This window comes from Marinobacter salinisoli (assembly GCF_017301335.1).
GTDB lineage: Bacteria > Pseudomonadota > Gammaproteobacteria > Pseudomonadales > Oleiphilaceae > Marinobacter > Marinobacter salinisoli.
In genome coordinates this window covers 1,154,087-1,173,587 of the sequence record NZ_CP071247.1, presented here as the reverse complement: position 1 = coordinate 1,173,587, position 19,501 = coordinate 1,154,087, and the positions used below count along the sequence as shown (strand labels likewise).

The following is a 19,501-nucleotide window of genomic DNA, read 5'->3' as shown; positions in this document are numbered from 1 at the left end:
GGCATTGATCGCCGCCGCCCTGCGTTTTGCAGACTCAAGTGAGTGACTTTTCTGAACGGGCTACAACAATAATGACGACCGCAACGCTTCTACCCAACCCCGCCGACCCCCGACTGTCACGAACGGTTGAGGGGGTTGATGAAACCGGACAAGCCAAGTCCATCAGTGTGATTGAAGAGCGCCCTCTGACCATCTACCTGAACAGCCAGGAGATAGTGACGGCCATGACGATCGGCGATTACCCGGAGTATCTGGCGCTCGGCTTTTTGCTCAATCAGGGCATGCTGAAAGAGACCGACCAGGTCACCAAAATTGATTTTGACGAAGAACTGGAAGTGGTGGTGGTTCGCACCGCAACCGTCACCAACGTCGAGGAAAAGCTGAAGAAGAAAACCCGCACCTCGGGTTGTGCCGTGGGCACCGTGTTCGGTGACATGATGGCAGGGCTCGAGGGGCTGTCACTGCCGGATACTCCGGTGCACACCAGTACCTTTTACGACCTCTCGTATCAGATCAACCACACGCCCAGCCTGTACATGGAAACCGGCGCCATTCACGGCACGGCATTGTGTCATGGCCGACAGGTCTTGGCTTACATGGAGGATGTCGGGCGCCATAATGCGGTGGACAAGATCGCCGGCTGGATGCACCTGAACGACATCAGTGCGGCGGATAAGGTGCTCTACACCACGGGCCGGCTGACCTCCGAAATGGTGATCAAGACGGCGTTAATGGGCATCCCCACATTGATCAGTCGGTCCGGCTTCACCGCCTGGGGCGTTGATATTGCCCGGCAGGTGGGCTTAACGCTGATCGGGCGGATGCGCGGCAAGAAGTTCACCTGTCTGAGCGGCCAGCACCGGCTGGTTTTCGACCAGGACCTGTCGCAAGTGCCCGATGACGATAAGAAAATGCGCCGCAAAGGAGCCCAGCATGACTGAATGCGCCGTGATTCTGGCCGGTGGCCAGGCCAGCCGCATGGGCGGCGGTGACAAGGGGCGGTTGATGCTCGGTTCCCAGTCTTTGATCGAACGGGTCATCGACCGCATCACGCCACAGGTGGATTCGGTGGTGCTCAACGCCAATGGCGACCTGAGCCGTTTCGACGATCTGGGTTTGCCCGTGGTCGCCGATTCCATTGCCGATTACCCCGGCCCACTTGCTGGCGTGCTGGCGGGCATGGACTGGGCGGCCGAACAAGGACACGAGTGGCTGATCAGTGTCGCCGCAGATACGCCTGCGTTTCCCATGGACCTGGCCCAACGCCTAGCCGAACACGACACGCCGGTGGTGCTGGCAGCCACACCGGACCCGGAACGGGGCCGTTTGCCCCAGCCCACGTTTGGCCGCTGGCAGGTGGCGTTACGGGATGATTTGCGCGCCGCCCTGAACGACGGCGTGCGCAAGATTCGCCAATGGACCCAGGCCAAGGGGGAATCGCTGGTGGTGTTCGGTGAGAATGACTTTTTCAATATCAACACACCGGAAGACCTGGCCTGGGCGGAGCGCTACCTGAAGTGAATATCATCGGCATCGCAGGCTGGAAAAACTGTGGCAAGACCACCCTGGCCACCACCCTCATCCGCGAACTCGCAAACCGGGGGTTTACGGTAAACTCGATCAAACACGCCCATCATGGCGTGGATGTGGATCAGCCCGGTACTGACAGCTATCGCCACCGGGAAGCCGGCGCCCGGGAAGTCATTCTGGCCGGCGGCCAGCGCTTCGCCATCATGCACGAACTGCGCGGCGCCGACGAGCCGACGCTGGAGGAACTGCTGGCGCGGCTGGGGCCCTGCGACTGGGTGGTGATAGAAGGATTCAAAGCCCACCCACACCCGAAGATTGAAGTGCACCGACAAGAGTGTTCCCGCGCCCCCCGGCATCTGGAAGACTCAAGCGTTATTGCGGTGGCAACAGACTACGCGTCGGATTTTTCCGGCCCTTGTTTTGCGTTAAACGATGTAGCCGGAATCGCAGATTTCATTCTGGAGCATCGGGCATTAGCAGGAGACACATGAAGGCACTTCGAAACGACTGTTTTGCCTTGCCCCCCGGGGTGAACTGGACGCCGGTAGATGAGGCACTGGAGCGGCTGCGTTCACGCCTGCACACGGTGGTCGACGTTGAACGCGCGGTACCGCTGTCCCGGCTCAATGGCCGGATCCTGGCAAGTGATGTCGTTGCCCCGCGCGCCCATCCCCCCAGCAGCAATTCCGCCGTCGACGGCTATGCGTTTGCCGGCCCGGTCACCGAGGTTCCCTGCACCATGCCACTGGTGGATGGCCGCAGTGCCGCAGGGGCACCGTACGCCGGCCGTGTGCCCCACGGCCACGCCATCCGCATTTTGACCGGGGCGATGATGCCGGCAGGCACGGACACGGTCGTGCTGGACGAGGACTGCGATGTTATCGATGGCCAACTGCATTTAAACGGCACACTGAAAGGCGGCGCCAACTCGCGCAAAGCCGGTGAAGACATTCGGGTAAAAGACACGATCCTCACCGCGGCGACCCGCATCACGCCGACACAGATTTCCGTCCTGGCCAGCGTGGGCATCGCGTCGGTCGATGTGTATCAGCCGCTGCGGGTCGGCATTCTGTCCACGGGCGATGAAGTGAAACCCGTCGGTTCCACCGTCGCCGACTGGCAAATTTACGATGCCAATCACCCGATGCTGAGCGCCCTGGTGTCACAGCTGGGCTACCAGGTGGTGGACCTCGGCCATGTGCCCGACCGGGCCGACGACGTCAAAGCGGCACTGGAGCGCGGTGCTCAGCAGTGCGACCTGATCCTGACCAGCGGCGGCATTTCGGCCGGCGACGAGGATCATGTATCGAAGACCCTGAAGGCGCACGGCGACATCAGCAACTGGCGTATCGCGATCAAACCGGGCCGCCCGCTGGCGCTGGCTATGTTCCAGGGCACGCCGGTCGTGGGATTGCCGGGCAACCCGGTTGCCGCCTGGGTGTGCGCACTGCGCTTTGGCGCGCCGGCCATGGCGCTGCTGGCCGGCGGTGAGTGGTTCGAACCGCAGGGCTATGTCCTGCCGGCCAATTTCTCCAAACACAAAAAGCCGGGGCGCAGCGAGATGTTGCGTGCGCGGGTTCGCGAGGGACAGGTGGAGGTGTTCGGTTCCGAAGGCTCCGGCCGGGTCACCGGCCTGGCCTGGTCCGAGGGTCTGGTGGAGCTGGATGAGAGCGCCCAGAAAATCGAACCGGGCAGCCCGGTCCGGTTCATTCCCTACGGTAGCTTCGGGCTCTGATCAGTCGACGCTGCCATGCACGGCAAAGGCCTCCAGTGAGGCATCCTGCGGCGCCCGGGAGCGATAGGTCTCTTCCACCCCCAAATCCGTCAGCACGCGGCTGACCATCAGCAGGGTATTATCTTCGAAGTCTTCACACATGCTGCGCATCTGGTCGATTTCTTCACAGGCGACCGGGTAGGCCGCATCGATATCCGGCGCTCCGTAGATTTCGACGAAGGTTTGCGCCAGCATCTGGCGCAGCTGTTCGAGTTCCGCTTCGGTGATATCACACACCCCCACAAAACTGGCTCGGCCACCGGATTCGATGCTGTACCAGCCGTTACTGAAGGCCTGCCGGGCCTTGCCCTTGAGATCCGCTTCGGTCCAGTTGGAAAACTCGAATCCACCCGAAATGGCCCACTCGCCGCTGGGCGCCGGGTCGTCAAAGACGTTTTCATCGGACACATCAAGTCGCAGGGTTCGGGCCAGTTTCATAGGTGCTCCGCGAATTCAATCAGGCTCACTGTCTCGGTCATTACGTCCTGCCGCAATAGCATACGGCCTTTTTCATCCAGCCCCACAAAAACACCGGGCTTTGGCCGTTCGATCCTTTCGCCCAGGGTATCGCAGCGGGGCCGCCATTCGCTGTGCACCCGCTCAAATCCGCTGTCCATGAAGTACGTCAGCCACAGCAGTGTGTGCTTGGACCAGCTTTCCAGCAACGCCATGGGGGAAATCTCACCACAGCCTTCGTTGAACAGGCAGGTTTGATTCGGATTGTCACCGGGCTCGTCACTTGACGGCAAAAACGGGATATCAATGCCGATAACCAGCCAGTTGGGCTGAGCCTTGGGGTCCGACACATCCGCGGAAAACCGAACGCCACCACAGATGGCCCCGTTCACCTTGATACGATCGGGCCACTGAAAGTACACCGGGACTTCCGGGGGCGCCAGCGCGCCGAGACTTTCAGCCAGACCAATCTGCGCAACGTAGACAGCCTGTATGGCTTCTTCCAGCGGGGTTTCCGGCGCCAGCACCAGGGCCGCCTTCAGGCTGTCGGCGGCTTCGGAATAATAAATGGTACCGGAGTCGATACCGGCGATGGCCCGGCTGACCGCCTTGTCGAAAGGGTCGGTATGTTTGGGCACCACCTCGCCCGACAACAGTGGCGGGAACTGGGGTTTCTCAATCATTGAATGGCCCGGGCGTAGACGTCAGAGGCGATGATGGCATCGGCGATGCGCTGGAAGGCTTGCGCCTGGGGGCCCTCGGGCTTCGACACCACAATGGGCACGCCACCGTCGGAACCGACGCGGATATCCAGATCCAGCGGGATCTCACCCAGGAACGGCGCCCCCAGTTTTTCCGCCTCGGCCCGGGCACCGCCGTGACCAAAGGGATGGTGTTCCTTTCCACAGCCATCGCAGACAAAGGAAGCCATGTTTTCAATCAGGCCGAACAGTGGCACGTCCATGCGGTTGAACATGTCGATGCCCTTGCGCGCGTCCATCAGGGCAATGTCCTGAGGGGTCGAGACCACCACCGCGCCGGCAACAAAAAACTTCTGGCTCAGCGTCATCTGGACATCTCCGGTGCCCGGGGGAAGATCGACCAGCAGCACGTCCAGCCGGCCCCAATCCACCTGGTTCATCATCTGTTGCAGTGCCCCCATCAGCATCGGACCGCGCCACACGATCGCCTCGTCATCCGGCGCCATCAGCCCCAGTGACATCAGCGTGACCCCGTGATTACGCAGCGGCAGGATGGTATGTCCATCGGGGCTGGAAGGACGACCAGACACACCCAGCATACGGGGCTGGCTGGGGCCGTAGACATCGGCATCCAGCAGCCCCACCTTCAAACCCTTGGACGCCAGGGCAACCGCCAGGTTGGACGAAACGGTGGACTTGCCAACCCCGCCCTTACCCGAGGCGATGGCGATGATGCGATCAATGCCCTTCGGGTTCTTGTCCTGGGGCCGGGGTGCGTCGGTACCAATCAGGTTGTCTTTGCCTACTTCGGTGTATTGAACCATGGTGTGTCCTGAAGGTTGTTAACTGTCCAGATAATCGTCACGGGTGCGCACCCGCGGACGCTCTCCGCCAGCCATGGGAGCCTTGTCGCCGTGGAACTGGGATTTCACCCGGCAGTCGTCACACATTTTGATCAGCCGGACATTGTCGGAGTTAGTGTACATCCAATGCTGGTTTTCCAGCTTCTCAACAATTCGGTTAATGGTGCTGGCAACGCCAAACGGAGTGCCGCACTGAATGCATTTGAACGGTTCCTCGCCGTGCAGCGGCCGGGCACTCAGCGCGGCCTTGGACAGGTCGAGCTGCGGTTTCAGAGTAATGGCGGTTTCCGGACAGGTGCTCTCGCAGACACCACACTGAACGCAGGCGTTTTCGGTGAACTGAACCTCGGGCCGGTCCGGATGGTCGCCGAGGGCACCGGTGGGGCACAGCGACACACAGGCAAGGCACAGGGTGCATTTGTCGGAATCGATCTCGATCGCACCATAAGGCGCGCCGGCAGGCAGTGGAATGGGCGCTTCGATTGCGTCGGACATGGCGCTGACGGCAACCCGGGTAATGTCCCGGCGGCCGCCCACCAGCAGAACCGGTTCACTGACCCGCCCGGCGTTGCTGCCGGGGGCGCTCAGTTCGCCGGCAGAGATCACCCGCACCCGGCCGGGGGCGTGATGGGCTCCGGTGAGCATGGCCTGGGCCAGCTCAACCTCGGCACGGACGGCCTGACGGTCGGTGTCGTTGTCCGCCAGAATCAGGACCTCGGCATAGCCTGCGCCCAGTGCGGCGACTATCTCGGCGTGGCCGATACGGTCCACGTGCTCCAGCCCGAGTGGAATCAGGTCATCGGCCAGTCCATCGCCATACCGCGCCAACTGGCTAATGGCTTCGGCACCTGCGGTCACGGTATGAAAAACCAGACGCGGTGATTCGCCAGCCTGCTCACGGTAGACCCGGGCCATGACATCCACCGTTTGCGTCAGGGCTTCGAACGGGGTTTCGTTCATGGTCACAGCGGAGGTGGGGCAAACCGCCGCACAGGACCCGCAACCGGCGCAAATATCGGAATCGATCTGTACGTGGTCACCAGCGGAAAAAATGGCTTCGGTCGGGCACACATCCAGGCACCGGGTACAACCAGGCTTGTTCGCCCGGGAATGCGCGCACAACGACGTTTCGAGATTGAAATACACGGTTTTCTCAAACTCACCGACCCGGTCCCGGGCCGTCAGCGCGATACGTTCCAGCTCACCGGTTTTGTTCGGGTCGGCCCAGAAGTAGCCGTTGCGCTTTTGATGACTGGGAAAGGCCGGCTCGCCGCCACGCAGATCAATAAACACGTCGCACTCGCTGCGCGCCGTCGCTTTGACCTCGCCAAAACCAAGCGCGCCCCGACCGGCGGGATTCAGGGTTTGCAGGTGGGCAAATTCCAGTTTGAAGTTACCCAGCGCGCCAGCGGCTGCCGTCAATTGCCCCTTGGCCAGGTCGTACCGGGCGGAGGGCAACTGAATCGGGCCGGCATCGTTGACGATGCAGGTAACGCCCAGTTCGTCCTGCACCAGCTCAGCCATCCGGACGGCCTGCTCGGTGGGGCCGACGATGCAACACACTCCGCTGGACTCAATGGTTTTCACCGGCACCATCGATGCCGGTAGCTGGGCCGCCGCCATCAGGGCGGATTGTTTGGCGTGCTGGCGCCGGGGATTGGCATTGGGTGCACTCCAGCCGGCCCGATCACGTATATCAATCGTGTTTAACGGCGCAACCTGTTGAGCATCCGCTTCGATCTCTTCACTCAGGCGCTCGAACAGGGGGGCCTGCTGGCCACAGGCAATGAGCACTTCGCTGGTGCCACCGAGGTGCTCGGCGGCGGTTTTCAGGTCAGCGCCGCAGAGCTGATCGACCACAACGACCTGCTCGGCGCCCGCGGCGGTTTGCAGTGCCTCGGCATCAAAAGACTGGGTTTTTTCGCAGGTACACAACAGTAGGGTTTTATGTCTCGTCATCAGGATACTGACTCTTTTCGTTATTTTGATAAGAGTAGTCAAGAATACCTGTTTACGCCTGTCGAGTTTGCTGTCGCGGTTTGGCATTGAAACTCTGGATATTTGTTTAAGCTCTGCTAGGTTTCTAAGAAAAGAGAGTAGTCATGAGCCATCGAACAGAAAGCTGGAAACGCGAATTACGAGTCGGCGCAGTCGTTCGGCGTTCACCCGGGATTACCCGGTGGGCGAAGGAGGTCTGGAAACCCGTTGCCGTCATACCCGGCGCACCCGATGCGTTCTGGAAAGAAATGGTCCGCGAGGGCGAGGTCGTCGATTACCACGCCGGCACGGTGGACATGGAATTATTTCGCGCCGATGTCGAAGCCTATCTGATTTCCCTGAACATGACGGTGCCTTCCGTGTGGATCATCATGGACCGTGATGAGAGCCGTCGCTCGCCCTCTGGCTGGTTTGTCAGCACCATCACCGCCAGCGCCTACGAAGCACAGGATGCCCTCGACAGTGGCGAGAGCCTTGTTGAAGCCGTGCCGATTCCCGAATCCCTGGCGGCCTGGATCAAAGAGTTCATCGATCTGCATTACATCGAGGAGCCGTTCAAGAAACGCCGGCGTGACAAACAACGCGTGGATGGCATCGAAGACGGCAAAGGCGATGCACGTATTCGTCAGGAGAGCGACGTTTACCGTGCCCCCTCCAACATTAACAAACCCAGAGTGCACTGATGGCCGAGTCACGCTTTCAGCGGTGGTCACGCAAGAAATCCGCAGCACGCCAGGAGACTGAGCTGCCCCCGTTATCGCCCGGGGATTCCCAACCGTCCCACGAGGAGCAGGAGCTCGCCATCAATGAAACACTGCCAGAGCGCGAGCTGTTAGCGAAATACGATTTACCGGACCCGGATAACATCGAGCTGGGCATGGACATTACCGGCTTCATGCGGAAGGAAATTCCGGAATTCCTGCGCCGCCGGGCTCTGCGCTCGCTCTGGAAATCCAACCCCGTGCTGGCCGTGCTGGACGGGCTGAATGACTACGACGAAGACTTCACCGATGCAGCTGCCGTCACCAGCGGGTTCAAAACCCTGTACAAGGTGGGCCAGGGTTACTTCGATAAGAATGCGAGGGCCGACAAAGGCAACGTTGAGCCTGCCGAAGCCCCGGCCGACCAGTCAACGGAACTGCCGGCCCCGGTTACCCCGTCGTCCTCTGTAAGGGTCACCGAAGCTCTGTCGGCGCCATCCGAGGTCGACACGGACGCGGTGTCATTGATCACCCCAGAAATTCCCCAAGCTGACGAGGCTACCGAAACCGAGCAAGACCCCACTCCGCGCTATCGACCCCGAATGCGGTTCGAATAGTCGCGATTGACAGCATATTTGCGCCAGAGTCATGTCGGGTCTATACCAATATTACTAATACTTAAAACTTGAACACGCGTTCATTAAGGATCAAGACTTGGCCAACACTGCTGAAGTTCAGTGCCCTCGCTCAATCACCGACGAGGAACGTGCGCGGGCCCAGATGTATCAACTGCTGGGTGTATTGCTGGGTGGCCCACCCCCACAAGAGCTGCTAAATGGCTTGGCGGACCTGAAGGGAGACGACACACCTCTGGGCACGGCCTATAAAAAACTGGCCGCGCTTGCGGAACGCACCACGCCTGATGATGTCGAACGGGAATACAACAGCCTGTTTGTCGGTGTCGGCCGGGGTGAGCTGCTGCCCTACGCCAGCTATTACCTGACCGGTTTTCTGAATGAAAAGCCCCTGGCGGAATTACGCAGCGATCTGATGGCCCGGGGTATCAAGTCCAGAAGCGGGGTGAAAGAACCGGAAGATCACATGAGCACGCTGTGCGAAATCATGGCGGGCATCATTACCGGCGAATTCGCATGCGATAGCGATTTGCCGTCACAAAGAGCATTTTTCGACGCCCACCTGGCCAAGTGGGCGGCACTGTTTTTCAGCGATTTGGAGAATGCGAAGGCGGCGGTCTTTTACGCGCCTGTGGGCTTGCTGGGCCGGACCTTCATGGAAATCGAAGCCGATGCCTTTGCCATTCAATAACCGGGATCTGCCCGATCCCTTAACTCACGTGGAGGTGTCCGATGGACAACCAAAAGGGTGAAAACAGCCGCCGCCGTTTCCTGCAGATGGCAGTGGCAGCAGCACCGGCTGCAGTTGCCATGGCCGTTGCACCGAATGCCGCAGCCAAGGCTGTAACAGAGGTCCCGAAAAGTCGCGGTCTGCGTGACACAGAGCACACACGTAAGTATTTCGAATCGGCTCGCTTTTAAGGATGCGTGACTCATTCAAGATTGCGTGATGCTCTTGAATGATCACACCTCCAAAAAAAAACGAGAATAACGAGAGAGGTATGAGACATGTTACGGAAGAAGACCAACGGGGTAGCGAAAGGCCCCCGTGCCGGATCTTTACTTTCATCCCTCGCAGCAAAGACGATGGATCGTCGTGGCTTCTTGGCTGCATCGGGTGTCACAGTAGGTGGCCTGGCGGCTTTGTCGCTGACGCCAACGCGCATTGAGGCGGCCACGCCATCGGATGCCGGAGGCGAAACGGTTATCAAAAAGTCGGTGTGTACACACTGCTCGGTAGGCTGCACCGTCGAGGCGGAAGTACAGAACGGCGTATGGACTGGCCAGGAGCCGGGCTGGGACAGCCCCTTCAACATGGGCGCTCACTGCGCGAAAGGCGCCTCGGTGCGTGAACACGCCCACGGTGATCGCCGCCTGAAGACCCCGATGAAAATGGTCAACGGCGAGTGGAAGAAAATCTCCTGGGATGAGGCAATCAACGAAATCGGCGACAAGATGCTGCAAATCCGCGAGGAGAGCGGCCCCGATTCGGTCTACTGGCTGGGCAGCGCCAAGTTCAACAACGAACAGGCCTATCTGTATCGTAAATTTGCCGCCTACTGGGGCACCAACAACGTCGATCACCAGGCCCGTATCTGTCATTCAACCACGGTCGCCGGCGTAGCCAACACCTGGGGCTACGGTGCCATGACCAACTCCTACAACGACATCCATAAGTCCAAGGCGATCTTCCTGATCGGGGGTAACCCCGCCGAAGCGCACCCGGTGTCGCTGCTGCACATTCTCAAAGCCAAGGAAGAAAACAACGCGCCACTCATTGTGTGTGATCCACGCTTCACGCGCACCGCAGCCCACGCGGATGAGTTCGTGCGCTTCCGCCCCGGTAGCGACGTTGCGCTGGTGTGGGGCATCCTCTGGCACATCTTCGAAAACGGCTGGGAAGACAAGGAATTCATCCGTACCCGGGTGTACGGCATGGATGAAATCCGGGAAGAGGTGAAACGCTGGACGCCGGAAGAGGTTGAGCGCGTTACCGACGCCCCGGGTGCACAGCTCGAGCGCGTCGCTCGCACCCTGGTCAACAGTAAACCCGGCACCGTGATCTGGTGCATGGGTGGTACCCAGCATACCAATGGCAACAACAACACCCGTGCTTACTGCATATTGCAGCTAGCGCTGGGTAACATGGGCGTCGCCGGAGGCGGCACCAATATCTTCCGTGGTCACGATAACGTGCAGGGCGCCACCGACCTGGGCGTACTGGCCGATACGCTCCCCGGCTACTACGGTCTGACCGCAGGATCCTGGGCGCACTGGGCCAGGGTTTGGGAAGAAGACCTGGACTGGCTGCAGGGCCGCTTTGACACGCTCGACAGGAACGGCAAATCCAAGCCCATGATGAACGAGAAAGGCATTCCCGTATCTCGCTGGATCGATGGTGTTCTGGAAGCCAAGGAAAACCTGGAGCAGCCGGACAACACCCGGGCCATGGTTCTGTGGGGCCACGCGCCCAACTCGCAGACCCGGATGCTGGAAATGAAGGAAGCCATGGAAAAACTCGACCTGCTGGTCGTGGTGGATCCCTTCCCGACCGTTTCAGCGGTGCTGCACGATCGTAAAGATGGCGCCTACCTGCTGCCCACAACCACTCAGTTCGAGACCCATGGTTCGGTAACCGCGTCGAACCGTTCGCTGCAGTGGCGGGAGAAGGTGGTTGAGCCCCTGTTCGATTCAAAAGTCGATCACGAGATCATGAAACTGTTTGCGGACAAGTTCGGCTTCACCGATCGCATGTTCCGCAACATTGCCATTGAAGGTGACGAACCGTCGATCGAAGACATCACCCGTGAGTTTAACCGGGGCATGTGGACCATCGGCTATACCGGCCAGTCGCCTGAGCGCCTGCAAAAACACATGAAGTATCAGCATCACTTCGACAAGACCACACTCAGAGCATCGGGCGGGCCTTGTGATGGTGATGTCTATGGTATGCCCTGGCCGTGTTGGGGCACACCGGAGATGAACCACCCCGGGACGCCAAACCTGTACGACATGTCGTTGCCGGTATCCGAAGGCGGGCTGACCTTCCGGGCCCGCTTTGGTGTCGAATACAACGGCGAGAACCTGTTGGCCGAGGGCGTGTACTCGAAGAACTCCGAGATCAAGGACGGCTACCCGGAATTCACCATGCAGATGCTGATGGATCTGGGCTGGGACGGCGACCTGACGGATGAAGAGCGCGCTGCCATCGAGAAGGTGGCGGGCCCGGAAACCAACTGGAAGACCGACCTTTCCGGCGGCATCCAGCGGGTGGCGATCAAGCACGAATGCGCCCCGTTCGGGAACGCCAAAGCACGTGCCGTGGTGTGGAACTTCCCGGACCCGGTGCCCATTCACCGCGAGCCGCTGTACACCACTCGCCGGGATCTGGTCGAGGATTACCCGACCTACGCCGACAAGACGTTCTGGCGTGTTCCCACCATGTATGAGTCGATTCAGAAGAACGACTTCAGCAAGGAATTCCCCATCATTCTGACGTCCGGCCGTTTGGTGGAATACGAAGGTGGTGGTGATGAGACCCGCTCGAACCCCTGGCTGGCCGAATTGCAGCAGGACATGTTCATCGAGGTGAACCCGCGCGATGCGAATAACCTGAACATTCGTGACGGCAACGACGTCTGGGTGTCCGGCCCTGAAGGCGGGCGCATCAAGGTGAAGGCAATGGTGACCGAACGGGTTGGCGAAGGCGTCGCCTTTATGCCATTCCACTTCGGCGGACACCTGGAGGGCAAAGACCTGAGGGATAAATATCCCGAGGGAGCCGATCCAATTGTCCTGGGTGAATCCACTAACACGATCCAAACATACGGGTATGACTCGGTCACGCAGATGCAAGAGACCAAGGCCACCCTGTGTTCAATCGCGCCGGCATGATGGAGGTGTAGACCATGGCACTTGAAGGACAAGCACGGGCGAAATTCCTTTGCGATGCCGAACGCTGCATCGAATGCAATGCGTGCGTGACGGCCTGTAAGAATGAGCACGAGGTCCCCTGGGGCATCAACCGGCGGCGGGTGGTAACCATCGAGGATGGTAAGCCCGGCGAACGTTCGATCTCGGTGGCTTGCATGCACTGTTCAGACGCCCCCTGTATGGCCGTCTGCCCAGTGGACTGCTTCTACCAGACCGAAGACGGCGTGGTGCTGCACTCCAAGGATCTGTGTATCGGATGCGGGTATTGCTTCTATGCCTGCCCCTTCGGCGCGCCTCAGTTCCCGCAAGCGGGCAACTTCGGCAGCCGGGGCAAGATGGACAAGTGCACCTTCTGTGCAGGTGGTCCGGAAGAAGACATGTCCGATGTGGAGTTCCAGAAGTACGGTCGCAACCGTATCGCAGAAGGCAAGTTGCCCATCTGCGCGGAAATGTGCTCGACCAAAGCGCTCCTGGCCGGTGACGGCAACGAGGTGGCCGACATCTATCGCCAGCGCGTGGTGAACCGTGGTTTCGGTTCCGGCGCCTGGGGATGGGGCACGGCTTACGAGAAGAAAGGCGGTTAGGCTCGCCTGAATATTCCGGGGCCGTCAGGCCCCGGGATTCATTGAGGCCACACATTCTTCTTGTTGATTGCGCTGGAGTGCTCTGATGAACACAAAACTATTGGGTGCCGTCGTCTTTGCGCTGGCGTCACTGGTCTTTACCCCCGGCTTTGCGGAGGAATCCGCGGCGACTGACCGGTCTGCCACCGGGGGCGCTCAAACCCTCGAAGACATCATGGCTCGTCAGAAGCAGATGAAAATTGACGAGTCCTTTCGATCTGAAAACCTGGGGGATCCTGCCAACGCGGCGCCCATCAGTGCTCCGCTGGGCACGAATGGAGGACGCTCAAGCGCGGATATCTATCGTTCCATTCGTTACAACGAGATTGATCCCAGCACCCAGGTCCGTGGTCCGGCGGCGGGTGTGCTGATTCAGGACGGCGGCACGTCCTGGTATAAGCTGCGTGAGGGGCCCGTCATCACCTACGGCGGCGGTGCGCTCCTGGCCATTATTGCGCTGCTGGTGGTGTTCTACTTTGTTCGCGGCAGAATCATGATCGACGGCGGCCCGGCCGGCACGACGATTGAACGGTTCAAGGCCATCGAACGGTTCGGCCACTGGTTGTTGGCCGGCTCGTTTATCGCACTGGCGATCACCGGACTGATTACCCTCATGGGGCGCAGCTTTCTGATTCCAGTGATCGGGAAAGAGGCGTTCGCCCCTCTGGCGAACGGTTCCAAATGGCTCCACAACAACATTGCCTGGGCCTTCATGCTGGGCCTGGTAATGACCTTCTGCATGTGGGTGGTGCACAACATCCCCAACAAGCTGGATTGGCACTGGCTGAAAGCCGGTGGAGGCATTTTCACCAAATCCCATCCGTCAGCCAGAAAGTTTAACGCCGGCCAGAAAATCATCTTCTGGACGGTGATGCTGCTGGGCCTGTCCGTCTCATTATCAGGCCTTTCCATGCTGTTCCCGTTTGAGATGCCGATGTTCGCCAAGACCTTCAGCGTCATCAACAGTATTTTCGGAACGGAGTTGCCGACCGTACTCGCCCCGCATGAAGAGATGCAGTACGCCAACATCTGGCACTCAATCGTGGCCTTCGCCATGATGGTGGCCATCATCGCTCACATCTACATCGGTTCGGTTGGCATGGAAGGCGCCTTTGATGCCATGGGCACCGGTCAGGTCGATCGTGAATGGGCCCGTCAGCACCATGATCTGTGGGTCGAGGAGGTCGAAGCCAAACAAGGCAAAGGAGGATCATCATGAAAGTCATGCTTGTCGCGTTTGGCGCCGCCCTGCTGATTGCCTTTGTCGCCCCGCCGGTTCTGGGTCAGTTCGGCTGGTCCGCAGCCGATCAGACCAGCAGTGAGAGTGTACGTCTTGAGTGAACAATCCGGGGTGCAGCAAATCGACGCTGTCGGTTTGGTGTGCCCCCTGCCCATTCTGCGTTTCAAAAAACGCACCCAGGATTTGCCCAGCGGGACCCAGGTCGATTTTCTGGCCGACGACCCGAGCGGTCGCAAAGACCTTCAGGCGCTGTGTGAACTGACCGGTCACCGGATTGAGTGGGTGCGCGAGGAAGACGCGGGGGTTGTTCGTTATCGGATTTCTCTGGCCTAGATTCCGCATCTTCCCCGGTTGATGCACGGTGCCCAACCCCGCCGAACCTCGCCGTTGTACAAACCCTAAGCGTCGCGTTGTCGACGGTTCTGATCGTTCGCCTGATCCAGTCAGCGCGGTTCCTGCGGAGACAAAATAAGCACAGCAACCGCCGTGCCTGCCCCATTGATCGATTTTTTCGAACTTAATATCTCATCACATCTGTTTTTAACTGCTTAGCATGCGACTAAAGTCGGACCCCCGATTCGTCTCTGAAACGAGGTCGCGACATGACTGGTCAACGAGCAGATGTGCTCCTTATCGGCGGCGGTATCATGAGTACCACGCTGGCTACCCTGATTACCGAGCTGGATAACAGCCGTTCGGTAATGTTGGTAGAGCAGGATCAGGAACTGGGCCGTGAAAGCTCGGACGCCTGGAACAATGCCGGCACCGGCCATGCCGGTTATTGTGAACTGAATTACACCCCCCGGCAGACGGATGGCACCATTGCCGTGGACCGGGCGCTGGCGATCAATGAGCGCTTCGAGGTGTCGCTGCAGTTCTGGAGCAGCCTGGCGAGCAAAGGCATTCTGCCCTCGCCCGAGCAATTCATCCGTCGGGTACCGCACCTGAGCTGGGTACAGGGTGCCGATACCGTCGATTTTCTCCGCCGGCGCCACGCCACCCTGTCCCAACACCCGCTGTTCGAGGACATGGCGTTTTCCGACAGCCCGGACACCCTGCGCAACTGGCTGCCTTTAATCGCCGGCCGCCGGGCCGATCACACCACAGCCATGGCCGCGACCCGGGTTAACCACGGCAGCGATGTTAACTTCGGCACTCTCACCCGCTGTCTGGGTGACCATCTGGCGAACCAGTCTCAGGTCGATCTCCGCCTCGGTACGCGAGTGACCAACCTGCAACAACGCGGCGGCCGCTGGCTGGTGACGCTCAGGCACGAGGCCACCGGCGACAGCCAGACCATTGACGCCGGCTTTGTGTTTATCGGCGCCGGCGGCGCAAGCCTGCCGCTCCTGCAGAAGGCCGGAGTGCCTGAAGCTCGCGGTTATGGCGGCTTCCCTGTCTCCGGGATCTGGCTTGCCTGTGAAGATCCGGAGCTGGCCACCAGCCACAACGCCAAGGTCTACAGTCAGGCCCCGGTTGGCGCACCGCCCATGTCCGTGCCACACCTGGATACGCGTTTCATCAACGGCAAACCGGCCTTGCTGTTTGGTCCCTTCGCCGGCTTCACCACGCGTTTCCTGAAAGCCGGCAGCCATCTGGATCTGCTGCGCAGCGTGCGCAAAAACAATCTGGGCAACCTGATGGACGTAGCCACCACCCAGTGGCCGCTGACCCGCTACCTGATCCGGGAAGCGATGAGCTCCAAGGCGTCGCGGCTCGAGCAACTGAGCGGTTTCCTGCCCGATGTCCAGGGCGACCAGTGGCAACTCAGGCGTGCCGGCCAGCGAGTTCAGATCATCAAGTCCGGTCCGAACGGGCGCGGTGTTCTGGAGTTCGGCACGGAGGTCCTGACCACCGCCGATGGGTCACTGTCTGCGTTGCTGGGTGCCTCACCCGGTGCCTCGACCTGCGTCTCGGCCATGATCGATGTCCTGGAGCGTGCGCTGCCGGAACTGACCACGGGTGTGCATCGCACACGGCTGCAGAGCCTGATCCCGAGCTACGGACAGTCACTGGGCGCCGATGCGCGCCTGCTGGGCGAGGTCCGTAACTTCACCCATTCCACCCTGGGGCTTATGGAACAGCCCTCAACATCCCAACCACAATGGAGCGTTTTTGATGTTAATCGGAATTCCGAGAGAACGGCTGACCGGGGAGAACCGGGTAGCGATCATACCTTCCGGCGTACCGGAACTGCTTGAGGCTGGCTACGAGGTTATTGTCGAAAGCAACGCCGGCGCGCAGGCACACTTTACCGACGAGGAATACCGGAACTGTGGCGCCATCATCGCCGACGACGCCGACTCCCTGTACCGTCAGGCCCAGATCGTTCTGAAGGTTCAGCCTCCGGAGCCCGAAGAAGCCGAGCTGATCCGGCCCGAAAGCACGCTCATCTGCCTACTGAACCCCTGGGATAACCAGGCCCTGATCCAGCAGCTGGCCGGGCAGTCGGTTCAGTGCTTCGCACTCGACCTGGTACCCCGTACCACACGGGCCCAGTCGATGGACGTGCTAAGCGCCATGGCGGGCATCAGTGGCTACCGGGCGGTGCTCAACGGCGCCATGGCCCTGCCCCGTTATTTCCCGATGCTGATGACCGCAGCCGGAACCATCCACCCCGCACGGGTCTTTGTGATTGGCGCCGGGGTTGCCGGCCTGATGGCAATCGCGACGGCCCGCCGCCTGGGCGCCGTGGTGGAGGCTTACGATCTCCGTCCTGAAGTACGTGAACAGGTGGAAAGTCTGGGCGCGGACTTCGTGGAGATTTCCGTACCCGAGACGGAAGCGTCCGGGGACAACGGTTACGCCACAGCCCAATCGGACGCTTTCTACGAGGCCCAGCGCCAGCAACTGGCGGATTGCGTTGCCCGTGCCGATCTGGTGATCACCACCGCCGCAGTGCCCGGCAAGCCAGCACCCAAGCTGATCGACCAGGCCATGATCCACCGCATGAAACGCGGGTCGGTGATTGTCGATCTGGCCGCCGACAAGGGCGGCAATGCCGAAGGTTCGGTGGTGAACGAAAAGGTCGATGTGGATGGCGTCACGCTGGTGGGCCACACCAATCATCCGTCTCGGGTGCCGGTCCACGCGTCACAGCTTCTGAACCGGAACATCACCAACTTCCTGCTCAATATGACGTCGGAAGGGCGCCTCACCCCCGATCAGTCGGACGACATTGTCGCCGCCACCCTGGTGACTCGCGAAGGCCGGATATTCTTTGAGCCTGCCAAGCCATCCGTCAAGGAACCCGCGTAATGGACTTACTCGTTCTCAGTTTCACCATCTTTATCCTGGCCCTGTTTGTTGGCGTTGAGCTCATCAACAAGGTGCCACCGACCCTGCACACGCCGCTGATGAGCGGCACCAACGCCATTTCCGGCATTGTGATCGTTGGCGCCATCTTCAGCGCCGGCAGCAGCGAGGTCTCACCCACCCTGGCCCACGCCCTCGGGTTCATTGCGGTAACGCTGGCCAGCATCAACATCGTGGCCGGTTTTCTGGTCACCGACCGCATGCTCAACATGTTCAAACGGAAGGGATAATCATGTTTGCACTGATTAATCTGTCGTACCTGACCGCAGCGGTCTGTTTTATCCTCGGCATCAAGGGGATGACCAAGCCCGCAACCGCCGTTCGTGGTAACCAGCTGGCCGCCACGGGCATGCTGGTGGCCGTGGTTGCTGCGCTCATGCATCAACAGATTGTGGGTTATGAAACCATCATCGCCGGCATGCTGCTGGGCGGTGGCATCGGTGTCTGGCTGGCCCGGCGCACGGCCATGACCGCCATGCCGGAACTGGTCGCCAGCCTGAACGGCATCGGTGGCGGCGCGTCGCTGGCCGTTGCCTCCAGCACCTGGCTGAACACCTCCGCCGCGGGCACGGTGCCCGGCACCGCGTGGAGCATCGCCATCATCGCCTCCATTGCCATCGGTGCGATCACCCTCACCGGTTCCACCGTGGCGGTACTGAAGCTGCGCGGCAACCTGGGCGACAGCCGCCGGGCGCGCCAGTGGCAGGGCGTTACCCTGCTTTGCCTGCTGGGGGTTGTGGCTGCCGCAGCCGTGTTTGTCAGCTCTGCTCTCGAATGCCCGTTGATCCTGCCGGTGCTGGTTGGCCTGTGCCTGTTGCTGGGCATCGGCCTGGTGCAGCCCATCGGCGGGGCGGACATGCCCGTGGTGGTTGCCCTGCTCAACGCCTATTCCGGCCTGGCCGGCGCAGCGACAGGCTTCGTGCTGCAGAACCAGGGTCTGATCATCACCGGTTCGCTGGTGGGTGCGTCCGGCCTGATACTGACCGCCGTGATGTGCAAGGCGATGAACCGTTCCCTGCCGAATGTGCTCTTTGGTGGCGCGTTGGGCGGAAATGATGCGACGGCCACGGCAGACAACTCGGATGAGTTCTACGCCGGCAAGGTGAAGTACTCCAGCGCGGACGAACTGGCCATGCTGCTGGACGGCGCCCGCAAGGTGGTGATGGTGCCGGGTTATGGCCTGGCGGTTGCCCAGGCGCAGCACGCCGTGAAAGAACTGGCCAGCCAGCTTGAAGCCCGCGGCGCTAGCGTCAGCTACGCGATCCATCCGGTGGCCGGCCGTATGCCGGGCCACATGAACGTGCTGCTGGCCGAGGCCGAAATCTCCTATGACCAGTTGAAGGACATGGACGCCATCAATCCGGAGCTCCCTCAGGCGGATGTGGCCATCGTGCTGGGCGCCAACGATGTGGTAAACCCCGCCGCAGCTGAAGAGCCCAGCTCACCGATCTACGGGATGCCCATCCTGGATGTGCACAAGGCCAAAACCGTGGTGGTGGTCAAGCGCAGCCTGTCACCGGGCTTCGCCGGCATCCCCAACAGCCTATTCATCCGGGACAACAGTCTGATGGTGAAAGGTGACGCCAAGGAAGTGTTGCAGGCGACAACCTCTGCAATCAAAGAGCTCTGATCCTTGCCATTGACGACCAGAAAGCCACGGATACCGTGGCTTTCTGCTTTCTACCCGACCCCATCACCAAATTCCTGCTGAAAAATCCGCCCCGTTCTATTA

Annotated in this window: 21 protein-coding genes; 17 read left to right on the top strand and 4 right to left on the bottom strand. The window is 60.4% G+C overall.

Annotated elements, in window-relative coordinates; all coding sequences use genetic code 11:
- Positions 1–71 precede the first annotated feature (71 nt).
- From LPB19_RS05280 to LPB19_RS05265, 4 genes are read left to right on the top strand one after another with little or no spacing between them, the layout of a single operon-like run.
- Entirely contained in the window at positions 72–941 is an 870-nt protein-coding gene (locus LPB19_RS05280) for a formate dehydrogenase accessory sulfurtransferase FdhD (protein WP_206645061.1), read from the top strand.
- On the top strand, positions 934–1,521 hold the full coding sequence (mobA, locus tag LPB19_RS05275; protein ID WP_206645060.1) for a molybdenum cofactor guanylyltransferase MobA: 588 nt from the start codon (positions 934–936) through the stop codon (positions 1,519–1,521). Before LPB19_RS05280 ends, mobA begins: the two co-directional genes overlap by 8 nt.
- Positions 1,518–2,021 carry a molybdopterin-guanine dinucleotide biosynthesis protein B gene (gene mobB, locus LPB19_RS05270; RefSeq protein ID WP_206645059.1) on the top strand — a complete coding sequence of 168 codons (504 nt, stop codon included), beginning with the start codon at positions 1,518–1,520 and terminating at the stop codon, positions 2,019–2,021. Before mobA ends, mobB begins: the two co-directional genes overlap by 4 nt.
- Entirely contained in the window at positions 2,018–3,265 is a 1,248-nt protein-coding gene (locus tag LPB19_RS05265; RefSeq protein WP_206645058.1) for a molybdopterin-binding protein, read from the top strand. The genes mobB and LPB19_RS05265 overlap by 4 nt, the downstream gene beginning before the upstream one ends.
- Here LPB19_RS05265 and LPB19_RS05260 read toward each other — a convergent pair whose 3' ends face one another.
- Genes LPB19_RS05260 through LPB19_RS05245 form a run of 4 tightly spaced genes read right to left on the bottom strand, consistent with a single transcriptional unit; the run spans position 3,266 to position 7,283 of the window.
- Complete coding sequence (locus LPB19_RS05260) at positions 3,266–3,742, bottom strand: DUF6505 family protein (protein WP_206645057.1); 477 nt, start codon at positions 3,740–3,742, stop codon at positions 3,266–3,268. It abuts the gene before it with no gap.
- Positions 3,739–4,443 carry a biotin/lipoate--protein ligase family protein gene (locus LPB19_RS05255; protein ID WP_206645056.1) on the bottom strand — a complete coding sequence of 235 codons (705 nt, stop codon included), beginning with the start codon at positions 4,441–4,443 and terminating at the stop codon, positions 3,739–3,741. Before LPB19_RS05255 ends, LPB19_RS05260 begins: the two co-directional genes overlap by 4 nt.
- Entirely contained in the window at positions 4,440–5,285 is an 846-nt protein-coding gene (locus tag LPB19_RS05250; RefSeq protein ID WP_206645055.1) for an Mrp/NBP35 family ATP-binding protein, read from the bottom strand. The genes LPB19_RS05255 and LPB19_RS05250 overlap by 4 nt, the downstream gene beginning before the upstream one ends.
- An 18-nt stretch (positions 5,286–5,303) precedes the next feature.
- Complete coding sequence (locus tag LPB19_RS05245; RefSeq protein WP_206645054.1) at positions 5,304–7,283, bottom strand: 4Fe-4S binding protein; 1,980 nt, start codon at positions 7,281–7,283, stop codon at positions 5,304–5,306.
- Between the two features lie 143 nt (positions 7,284–7,426).
- Here LPB19_RS05245 and LPB19_RS05240 point away from each other — a divergent pair, with 143 nt between their 5' ends.
- The 13 genes from LPB19_RS05240 (at position 7,427) to LPB19_RS05185 (ending at position 19,399) form a co-directional block, all read left to right on the top strand.
- Complete coding sequence (locus LPB19_RS05240) at positions 7,427–8,005, top strand: DUF3305 domain-containing protein (protein WP_206645053.1); 579 nt, start codon at positions 7,427–7,429, stop codon at positions 8,003–8,005.
- Entirely contained in the window at positions 8,005–8,640 is a 636-nt protein-coding gene (locus LPB19_RS05235; RefSeq protein WP_206645052.1) for a DUF3306 domain-containing protein, read from the top strand. The genes LPB19_RS05240 and LPB19_RS05235 overlap by 1 nt, the downstream gene beginning before the upstream one ends.
- A gap of 97 nt (positions 8,641–8,737) precedes the next feature.
- Positions 8,738–9,349, top strand: a complete 612-nt coding sequence (locus LPB19_RS05230; protein ID WP_206645051.1) for a TorD/DmsD family molecular chaperone — start codon at positions 8,738–8,740, stop codon at positions 9,347–9,349.
- Positions 9,350–9,390: 41 nt separating this feature from the next.
- On the top strand, positions 9,391–9,579 hold the full coding sequence (locus LPB19_RS05225; RefSeq protein WP_206645050.1) for a twin-arginine translocation signal domain-containing protein: 189 nt from the start codon (positions 9,391–9,393) through the stop codon (positions 9,577–9,579).
- A gap of 87 nt (positions 9,580–9,666) precedes the next feature.
- Positions 9,667–12,552: a formate dehydrogenase subunit alpha gene (locus LPB19_RS05220; protein ID WP_206645049.1), complete on the top strand. Its 2,886-nt coding sequence runs from the start codon at positions 9,667–9,669 to the stop codon at positions 12,550–12,552.
- A 14-nt stretch (positions 12,553–12,566) separates the two neighbouring features.
- Positions 12,567–13,175, top strand: a complete 609-nt coding sequence (gene fdh3B / locus LPB19_RS05215) for a formate dehydrogenase FDH3 subunit beta (protein ID WP_206645048.1) — start codon at positions 12,567–12,569, stop codon at positions 13,173–13,175.
- 85 nt (positions 13,176–13,260) lie between these two features.
- Complete coding sequence (locus LPB19_RS05210; protein WP_206645047.1) at positions 13,261–14,433, top strand: formate dehydrogenase subunit gamma; 1,173 nt, start codon at positions 13,261–13,263, stop codon at positions 14,431–14,433.
- Entirely contained in the window at positions 14,430–14,555 is a 126-nt protein-coding gene (locus LPB19_RS17150) for a hypothetical protein (protein WP_266097056.1), read from the top strand. Before LPB19_RS05210 ends, LPB19_RS17150 begins: the two co-directional genes overlap by 4 nt.
- Complete coding sequence (locus LPB19_RS05205) at positions 14,548–14,787, top strand: sulfurtransferase TusA family protein (protein ID WP_206645046.1); 240 nt, start codon at positions 14,548–14,550, stop codon at positions 14,785–14,787. The genes LPB19_RS17150 and LPB19_RS05205 overlap by 8 nt, the downstream gene beginning before the upstream one ends.
- 269 nt (positions 14,788–15,056) lie before the next feature.
- The gene (gene mqo, locus LPB19_RS05200) at positions 15,057–16,655 is read left to right on the top strand and encodes a malate dehydrogenase (quinone) (protein ID WP_206645045.1); all 1,599 of its coding nucleotides are present in this window, start codon (positions 15,057–15,059) and stop codon (positions 16,653–16,655) included.
- Positions 16,573–17,712 carry a Re/Si-specific NAD(P)(+) transhydrogenase subunit alpha gene (locus LPB19_RS05195; RefSeq protein WP_206645044.1) on the top strand — a complete coding sequence of 380 codons (1,140 nt, stop codon included), beginning with the start codon at positions 16,573–16,575 and terminating at the stop codon, positions 17,710–17,712. Before mqo ends, LPB19_RS05195 begins: the two co-directional genes overlap by 83 nt.
- A complete protein-coding gene (locus tag LPB19_RS05190) occupies positions 17,712–17,999 on the top strand; it encodes an NAD(P) transhydrogenase subunit alpha (protein ID WP_206645043.1) in 288 nt (95 codons plus the stop codon). The genes LPB19_RS05195 and LPB19_RS05190 overlap by 1 nt, the downstream gene beginning before the upstream one ends.
- Before the next feature lie 2 nt (positions 18,000–18,001).
- A complete protein-coding gene (locus LPB19_RS05185; protein ID WP_206645042.1) occupies positions 18,002–19,399 on the top strand; it encodes an NAD(P)(+) transhydrogenase (Re/Si-specific) subunit beta in 1,398 nt (465 codons plus the stop codon).
- Positions 19,400–19,501 lie beyond the last annotated feature (102 nt).